This is a genomic window from Streptococcus hillyeri (assembly GCF_003686955.1).
Lineage (GTDB): Bacteria > Bacillota > Bacilli > Lactobacillales > Streptococcaceae > Streptococcus > Streptococcus hillyeri.
Genome location: NZ_RCVM01000007.1, coordinates 74,268 through 82,898 on the forward strand (window position 1 = coordinate 74,268; position 8,631 = coordinate 82,898).

Consider the following 8,631-nt stretch of genomic DNA (forward strand, 5'->3'; position numbering starts at 1 on the left):
ATTAGTGACGACCTTAGTAAGAAAGGAAAAATATGTCTGAAACAAATGAAATTGTAGAACCAAAACCGATTGATCTTGGGGAATACCAATTTGGTTTTCACGATGATGTGGAACCGATTTATTCAACTGGTAAGGGGCTAAGTGAAGCTGTTGTCCGCCAGTTGTCAGCAGCTAAAAACGAACCAGAATGGATGTTAGAATTTCGTCTGAAATCCCTTGAGGCCTTTAATAAAATGCCGATGCAGGAGTGGGGAGCAGACCTTTCTGAGATTGATTTTGACGATATTATTTATTACCAAAAACCATCTGATAAGCCTGCACGTTCATGGGACGATGTTCCCGAGAAAATCAAGGAAACCTTTGAACGCATTGGGATTCCAGAAGCAGAGCGTGCTTATTTGGCAGGAGCCTCAGCTCAGTACGAATCAGAAGTGGTTTACCACAATATGAAAGAAGAATTTGAAAAACTAGGGATTATCTTTACCGATACAGACTCTGCTTTGAAAGAGTACCCTGACCTTTTCAAACAATACTTTGCCAAGTTGGTTCCTCCTACGGATAATAAATTGGCTGCGCTAAACTCAGCGGTTTGGTCAGGTGGAACCTTCATCTACGTGCCAAAAGGTGTCAAGGTAGACGTGCCACTACAAACTTACTTCCGTATTAACAATGAAAATACAGGACAGTTTGAGCGTACCATCATCATCGTTGATGAAGGAGCAAGTGTCCATTATGTTGAAGGTTGTACAGCACCGACTTATTCAACCAACAGTTTGCACGCTGCGGTTGTTGAAATCTTTGCCCTTGATGGCGCTTATTGCCGTTATACAACTATCCAAAACTGGTCAGACAATGTGTATAACTTGGTGACAAAACGTGCGCGCGCTCTTAAAGATGCAACTGTGGAATGGATTGATGGTAACCTTGGTGCCAAAACAACCATGAAATACCCAGCGGTATATTTGGATGGCCCAGGTGCGCGTGGGACTATGCTAACCATCGCCTTTGCTAATACAGGACAAAACCAAGATACAGGGGCAAAAATGATTCACAACGCACCGCATACCTCATCATCAATTGTGTCTAAGTCTATTGCAAAAGGTGGCGGCGCGGTAAACTATCGTGGTCAAGTGACATTTGGTAAGGATTCAGCCAAATCAGTCAGCCACATTGAATGTGATACCATCTTGATGGACGACTTATCAAAATCAGATACCATCCCATTCAATGAAATTCACAACTCACAAGTTGCTCTGGAACACGAAGCTAAAGTCTCAAAAATCTCAGAAGAACAACTTTACTACCTCATGAGCCGAGGCTTGTCAGAAAGCGAAGCCACAGAAATGATTGTTATGGGATTTGTTGAACCATTCACCAAAGAACTTCCAATGGAATACGCCGTTGAGCTGAACAGACTCATAGCCTATGAAATGGAGGGCTCAGTTGGATAGACTCTTTAGCTTTGAAAAGCCATAAGGCTTTTCAAAACAAAGAATCTCCAACTGAGGTGGTAGATGAGAAAATGCGGTAGCGTTTCTAAAAATGGTTAGTAGTTAGGTATCTATAAGTCTTTGAACGAAAATACCAAAAAGCATAAAATCATGGGTAGCTCCCCAATTAACAGGGAGTTACCCATGATTTTATGCTTTTTAGGTTAATAATCTTGAAATTTATACTTAACAAAAATCAAAAATTACTTTTTTATCTCTTTCTTAAAAGTGCGGACGCTCCAAAGGTCTGGGAGACCTTTGGAGGTGGGAAATAAGACGAACAGAGTTCGTCACAGTCGATAAGGTTTTGGGAACCTTTTGAGATGGGAAATAGAGCTGACAAAGTCAACATCAAAACCTCCTTCGGAGTTTCATTGCTATTTTTTGAGCCTATCTCTATCGCAGTAGATGATTGGCTGTACTTGTCGACGACTCGACAGCGTCCGCCCTACTCATCCTTGCGAGGGAACTACTACGAAATTGACTTTCAATTTCTGTAGTTCTCCCAAAAATCCGTTCTTAGCAAGCAAATTACCCTCGCTTTTTAATTTCTAAGCTCAGGCTGAAACTGTCCACTGGACAGTTTCACTAATAAGAATACTACTATAGCGAAAGAAACATTTTAGCCTCACTTCGTTCAGTGGTCTATTAATGGTATTAAAGACTCTAAAATGCTCATTTTGATTTTGGATAGATATTATTACTGAAAAATAAAAAATATTACATTTTTGAGATAAAATATTGCAATTATGTTACAAAAAGAATATAATGTAAGTGAAAAATAAACAAGGAGTTCTAGCAATGAAAAAATCTTCTATTTTATCAATGGTAACCATTATGTCTGTTCTTTTTCTGGGAGCTTGTAGTTATCGGCAATCAGATAGTTTTTCAACGTCTGAAGTGACAAAATTAGACAAAACTGGTTTGTCTCCAAAACAATCTTCTAAAGATAGTGATTCAAAATCTAAAGTAGCGGACGGACAGAAATCAGATAAAGCAAAAGATGAAGCCGGCGTTAATATGCCTAAAGAAGTTGTAGGGACATGGTCAGGCAGTAGTTTGCAAGCTGATAGTGTCGAATTTACGATCGGAGCTGACGGTAGTTTTTACAGTGTCTCAAAATATGGCAGTCAAACCGATTATCCTCGTACAGAGGAGGCAACAGGCTATATCACAAAATTAGTCGAAGATTCTTCTGATGTCTATCGTATTGAAAAATTTACGGGAGATGGCAAAGCTTTCTTGCCAGGAATTACAGGATTAGGAGGCTGGGGAAAATCTCCAGACACAGGTTTTACTATTAGAGACGGACAATTTGTTCCAATTATTTTCGGGGAAGATGGCTGGCATGATTTTAGGGTTGCTTATCATAAAGGTGCCTTATCTACTGGAGATTCTAAAGTTTCAGAAGCTGGTTCTCAACAATCAACTTCAGTCTCATTGCCATTGGAGGTTGTAGGGACATGGTCAGGTAGTAGTCTACAAGCTGATAGTGTCGAATTTACGATCGGAGCTGACGGTACTATTTCATCAGTTTCAGAATACAATCGCCATGATAAGGCTGTCAGAGTGGAGCGTACTTCTGCAACTATTGGTCAATTAACCCAAGTCAATCCAGGAGTTTATCGCATTGAAAACTACAGTGGTAGTGCGATTGCCCTCCTTCCAGGAATTACAGGTCTAGGTGGTGTTGGAGGTTCTGAGCGTTCTATTGGATTTGATATCCGAGATGGTCGTTACACCCCTATTGTATTTGAAGCTGATGGTAGCTGGCATGGTTTTGGAAATGCTTCCTATTCTAAAGGAGAGTTATCTGCTGAAGAAAAAGCTGCTAGAGACGAATCTGAGGCAAATAGTCCATTTTAATGAAATAGTCAGTTCGATAAGGTTTATCGAGCTGATTTTTTGATTATGGTGAGTGGCTATCAGACAGCTGAGGTGAACGTCTTTTTTTGTCTACAATGTGTGCATAGAAGTGGAAAATAATCCAGTGTAACTCTGAATAATACTATAGGTATCATAGGTCATGAGTTCATTTCATGTGACCTGACTGATGGTTCCATAAGGTACTTTCTAATAAGATGGATAGCGCTTATAGGAAGTTTTATAGGATTTTTATACTCAAAAAGCTCTAGAAGATTGCTTGTGAGGAGGCACATCACAGTCTTCTAGAGCCAATTTTATGATTTTTATTAGTTAGTGTTGCTTAGTCGTCAGTTGATAGGGGAGTATATTTATAGACGTCCCTTTTGAATAGAATCTAAAATTTCAATTTCTCGAACAATTTGCAAGTAGCGTTCAATTAATTGTGGTCTTTCGGATTTTTCAGGATGGTCAATAAATGATTCTGCGATAATGTTTTCTAAAAATAGGCGACGCTCTTCCAATACTTTTAGGCGGTATGGAATATCTTCAGCTTTATATAATGTTTTGTAATCTTCCTCCGAAAGCCATTCAGCCTCAAGCTCCATCCAGGGTTTAGTGGTGCCTCTGCTTTCTTGAGTGATAGGAGTCTTATCCTGTTCTTGCGCATGAGTAACGGTATTTGAAATGTTTAAAACACAAGCTGTAAGTGTGGCTAAACAGAGCGATTGCACGAATTTCTTGGTTGTTAAAAATGTATTGGACATGGTATCCTCCTTTTATGGTTAAAAGACTGTTTTTCATCTTAATAGCGGTATGGCTGTGATGAGTTTGATTAGTCTTAGTTTTATACCTATATCTTAACAGACAAGTGTTAATTTTTCCTATAGACCAAACCAATATTACCTTAATTTTTACCTTAAGATTAGCTAATGATAATCTTAAGAAGCGTTTATTAAAATTGACAAATAGTAGTGATACCAACGGTTGTAGGACTATTTTGCTATTTCAAGAAGATTATCTAGGTATGGGGTTAGTTAATGATTTCTGAGATTTTTTTTGATATAATTGTAAGCACTTTAAAGATTAGAAGGGATAACGATGATACGTTTACAAGATGATTTTTACGATGCTGTCAATGGTGAATGGGCAAAAACAGCAGTCATTCCAGATGACAAACCTCGTACAGGTGGCTTTTCAGATTTAGCTGATGAAATTGAGGATTTAATGCTTGAGACCACCGATCAGTGGTTGGCTGGAAATGATGTTCCAGAAGATAGCATTCTGCAAAATTTTGTTAAATACCACAAGCTGGTTTCAGATTTTGAAACGCGTGAGCGCCTTGGTGTTGAGCCAGTGAAGCCGTTAATCGAGGAATACAAAAACTTTGATAGCTTTGCTTCTTTTGCTAATAAAATGGCAGAGCTGGAAATGGCTGGTAAGCCGAATGTCTTTTGGTTTGGTGTTTCACCAGACTTTATGGATGCTAGGACAAATGTGTTGTGGGCTTCTGCACCACCAACGATTTTGCCAGACACAAGCTACTACACAGAGCCTGAAAAAAATGGTGAGGAATTATTAGCTACATGGCGCAAATGTGAGGAAGACTTACTAGCTAAATTTGGTTTTTCTGATGATGAAATCAAAGACATGTTGGACAAGTTTATTGAACTTGATGCTAAGGTTGCCAAATATGTCCTATCTAGCGAAGAAGGTTCAGAGTATGCCAAACTCTATCATCCGTATGACTGGGCTGATTTTACAAAATTAGCACCAGAGTTGCCATTGGATAAGATTGTGACAGAAATTCTTGGCACATTGCCAGATAAAGTCATCGTTCCTGAGGAAAGATTCTGGACAGAATTTGCGGCGGAGTACTATTCAGAAAAGAATTGGCCACTCTTGAAGGCAGTTTTGCTTAACGGGGCAGCGACAGCTTACACGTCTTATTTGACAGAGGAAATCCGCGTGTTATCTGGAGCTTATGCTCGCACGCTTTCAGGAACGCCTCAAGCAATGGCTCAAAAGAAAGCAGCCTTTTACTTGGCTCAAGGGCCGTTTAACCAAGCTCTAGGCTTATGGTACGCTGGTGAAAAATTCTCAGCTGAGGCTAAAGCAGATGTTGAAGCGAAAGTGGCGACAATGATTGCTGTCTACAAAGACCGTCTTTCTAAAAATGAATGGCTAAAACCTGAAACACGTGACAAGGCTATCACCAAGTTGAATGTGATCACACCACACATTGGCTATCCAGAGAAATTACCAGAAACTTATGCTAAAAAAGTGATCGATGAGAACTTAACTCTTTTGGAAAATGCACAAGCCTTAGCGAAGATTTCGATTGCTCATAGCTGGAGTAAGTGGAATAAGCCAGTTGACCGTAGCGAATGGCACATGCCTGCTCATATGGTTAATGCCTATTACGACCCACAACAGAACCAAATTGTCTTCCCAGCGGCTATTTTGCAAGCACCATTTTATAGCCTAGAGCAGTCATCGTCTGCAAACTATGGTGGTATTGGTGCGGTGATTGCCCATGAAATTTCGCATGCCTTTGATACGAATGGTGCGTCATTTGATGAATATGGTAGTCTTAATAATTGGTGGACAGAAGAAGATTACGCTGCCTTCCAAGAACGTACGGACAAGGTTGTGGCTCAATTTGACGGTATTGATTTTGCTGGTGGCAAGGTCAATGGTAAATTGACCGTATCAGAAAATGTAGCAGACCTAGGTGGTTTGGCAGCAGCCCTAGAAGCAGCTAAGAAAGAAGATGATTTCTCAGCAGAAGACTACTTCACTAACTTTGCGACTATCTGGCGTATGAAGGCGCGTGAAGAATACTTGAAACTCTTGATTTCAGTTGATGTTCATGCACCAGGTAAATTGCGTACCAATGTTCAGTTGCCAAACTTTGATGAGTTCCATGAAACATTTGATGTCAAAGATGGAGACGGCATGTGGCGTGAACCAAGCGACCGTGTGATTATTTGGTAATCAGTAGGAATTGATGTTCAAAGAGTGAGAAATTTGACTCAAGAAAAAAGGATATGACAAAAAATAAAAGCACCCAGAGATTTGCTCTAGGTGCTTTTTGGCTTTATTTTTCTGATCTACTATCAAGTTTTTTACCGAGTTCGATAATGTAGTTTTTCAAATCATCTTTGACTTGTGGGTGTTGGAGGGCGTAATCAATTGAAGTTTTCATAAAACCAAATTTATCTCCGACATCATAACGACTTCCTTTGAATTCGCGGGCAAAAACACGTTGAGTTTTATTCAAAGTATCAATAGCGTCTGTTAATTGGATTTCTCCTCCAGCTCCAGGTTTTTGATTTTCTAAAATATCAAAAATTTCAGGGGTTAAGAGATAGCGACCGATGATGGCTAAGTCACTTGGTGTTTCCTCAGGAGTGGGCTTTTCAACAAACGTATCAACGCTATAGAGTCCGTTAACGCCTTCTCCTTGTGGTGCAATCACACCATAGGAAGAAACGTCTTCGTGCGGGACTGGCATAACAGCAATGGTTGAGGCGTGTGTTGCATCGAAATCATTGATTAATTGCTTGGTCAATGGCAGAGCTTTATCATTGGTGATATCCATCAGGTCATCACCAAGCATAACCACGAAAGGCTCATTTCCGACAAAGGCTTTGGCTTGTAAAACAGCATCACCGAGACCACGTGGGTGACTTTGACGGATGAAATGAAGTGTAATATCAGTGGTTTCATCAACTAATTTCAGCAAATCTTTTTTCCCTTTTTGTTGAAGGTTGTATTCCAATTCAAAATTTGAGTCAAAGTGGTCTTCGATGGAACGTTTGGCACGACCTGTAACCACTAAGATTTCTTCAATACCAGATTTTAAGGCTTCTTCAACGATAAACTGAATCGTTGGTTTATCAACGATAGGAAGCATTTCTTTGGCAAGAGCTTTTGTCGCTGGTAAAAAACGAGTACCCAAACCTGCGGCAGGAATGACGGCTTTTCTAACTTTTTTCATAAGTCCTCCGTATTTATAGAATTTATTATTTTAGAATTCATTTTCTGATTTGAATTCATTTTTCATCATACCAAGGACGGCTTCTTTGATGTCAGCGCCTTCGTAGATGGTTTTATAAATAGCTGTTGTGATTGGCATGTAGACACCCAATTCTTGAGCAATTTCATAGGCAACTTTTGTGGTAGAAATCCCTTCGATGACCATCCCCATGTTACGTTCGATGTCTTCGAGTTTTTCGCCGCGACCAAGGGCGTCACCTGCTCTCCAGTTACGAGAGTGGACAGAAGTACCGGTAACAATGAGATCGCCTACTCCAGATAAACCACTATAGGTGAGTGGATCAGCACCCATTTTAACGCCTAAGCGTGTAATTTCAGCTAGGCCACGTGTGATGACTGCAGCTTTTGCGTTATCACCGTAACCAAGTCCATGTAGGGCACCTGCTCCAACAGCGATAATGTTTTTTAAAGCGCCAGCTGTTTCAACTCCGATGACATCTGTATTGGTATAAAGGCGGAAATAATCATTGCTAAAAAGAGTTTGAACATATTTGGCAGCTAAGAGGTCTTTAGAGGCAGCTGTAATCAAGGTGATGTCACGAACAATCGTTTCTTCGGCATGACTCGGCCCTGAAACAACAACGATATCTGAACGGTATTCTGCTGGAATTTCTTCTTCTAAAATAGTTGATAAGCGTTCGTGAGTGCCAGGCTCAAGGCCTTTTGAAGCATGCATGATAACAGCTTTATGTTTCAAAATTTCTGCGACTTGTTTTGCCACTAAACGTGTCACTTTTGTTGGGACTACAAAGAGGATAGCGTCAACACCGTCAATAGCTTCTGAAAGGTTTTTATAGCCCTTGATACCTTCATCTAGGATAATGTCCTTGAAGTAATGCGTATTAGTGTGTTTAGTGTTAATTTCATCAATTTGTTCGGGAATATTTCCCCAGAGGCGAACCTCATGGCCGTTATCATTGAGCACCTGGGCTAGAGCTGTTCCCCATGAACCAGGCCCTAAAACAGCAACTTTCTGCTTTTCCATAGTTATCATTCATTCCTTTACTTGTCATAATATCATTTTCATTATACCATAAGATTGTCATTTCCGCTTTCTAAAAGCAAAGGCTTTCACTTTATTTAGCTTTATGGTAATTTCCCAAAGTAATTTCCACTTTAGCTTTCGAAGTGGAAATTAGTCTAAAACGGATTTTTATGGTGGAATTAAGTCTGAGACGTTTGTGTTAGAAATGAGTCCTTACTATGACAAAATATA

General features: G+C 39.9%; 6 protein-coding genes. 3 read left to right on the plus strand and 3 right to left on the minus strand.

Translation table 11 applies throughout. From position 1 onward, the window contains the following. Positions 1 to 32: 32 nt before the first annotated feature. Together sufB and EAF07_RS04955 are read left to right on the plus strand one after the other, a co-directional pair. Entirely contained in the window at positions 33 to 1,451 is a 1,419-nt protein-coding gene (sufB, locus tag EAF07_RS04950) for a Fe-S cluster assembly protein SufB (RefSeq protein WP_121835248.1), read from the plus strand. An 840-nt stretch (positions 1,452 to 2,291) separates the two neighbouring features. Continuing rightward, entirely contained in the window at positions 2,292 to 3,356 is a 1,065-nt protein-coding gene (locus EAF07_RS04955; RefSeq protein WP_121835250.1) for a hypothetical protein, read from the plus strand. A 368-nt stretch (positions 3,357 to 3,724) separates the two neighbouring features. On the opposite strand, the gene EAF07_RS04960 is transcribed toward EAF07_RS04955, so the two are convergent. After that, positions 3,725 to 4,120, minus strand: a complete 396-nt coding sequence (locus EAF07_RS04960) for a hypothetical protein (protein WP_121835253.1) — start codon at positions 4,118 to 4,120, stop codon at positions 3,725 to 3,727. Positions 4,121 to 4,454: 334 nt separating this feature from the next. Here EAF07_RS04960 and EAF07_RS04965 point away from each other — a divergent pair, with 334 nt between their 5' ends. After that, a complete protein-coding gene (locus EAF07_RS04965) occupies positions 4,455 to 6,350 on the plus strand; it encodes a M13 family metallopeptidase (protein WP_121835255.1) in 1,896 nt (631 codons plus the stop codon). Positions 6,351 to 6,453: 103 nt separating this feature from the next. Here the strand turns inward: EAF07_RS04965 and galU are convergent, their stop codons facing one another. Then, complete coding sequence (gene galU / locus EAF07_RS04970; RefSeq protein WP_121835257.1) at positions 6,454 to 7,356, minus strand: UTP--glucose-1-phosphate uridylyltransferase GalU; 903 nt, start codon at positions 7,354 to 7,356, stop codon at positions 6,454 to 6,456. Positions 7,357 to 7,386: 30 nt separating this feature from the next. After that, entirely contained in the window at positions 7,387 to 8,400 is a 1,014-nt protein-coding gene (locus EAF07_RS04975; protein ID WP_121835259.1) for an NAD(P)H-dependent glycerol-3-phosphate dehydrogenase, read from the minus strand. Positions 8,401 to 8,631 lie beyond the last annotated feature (231 nt).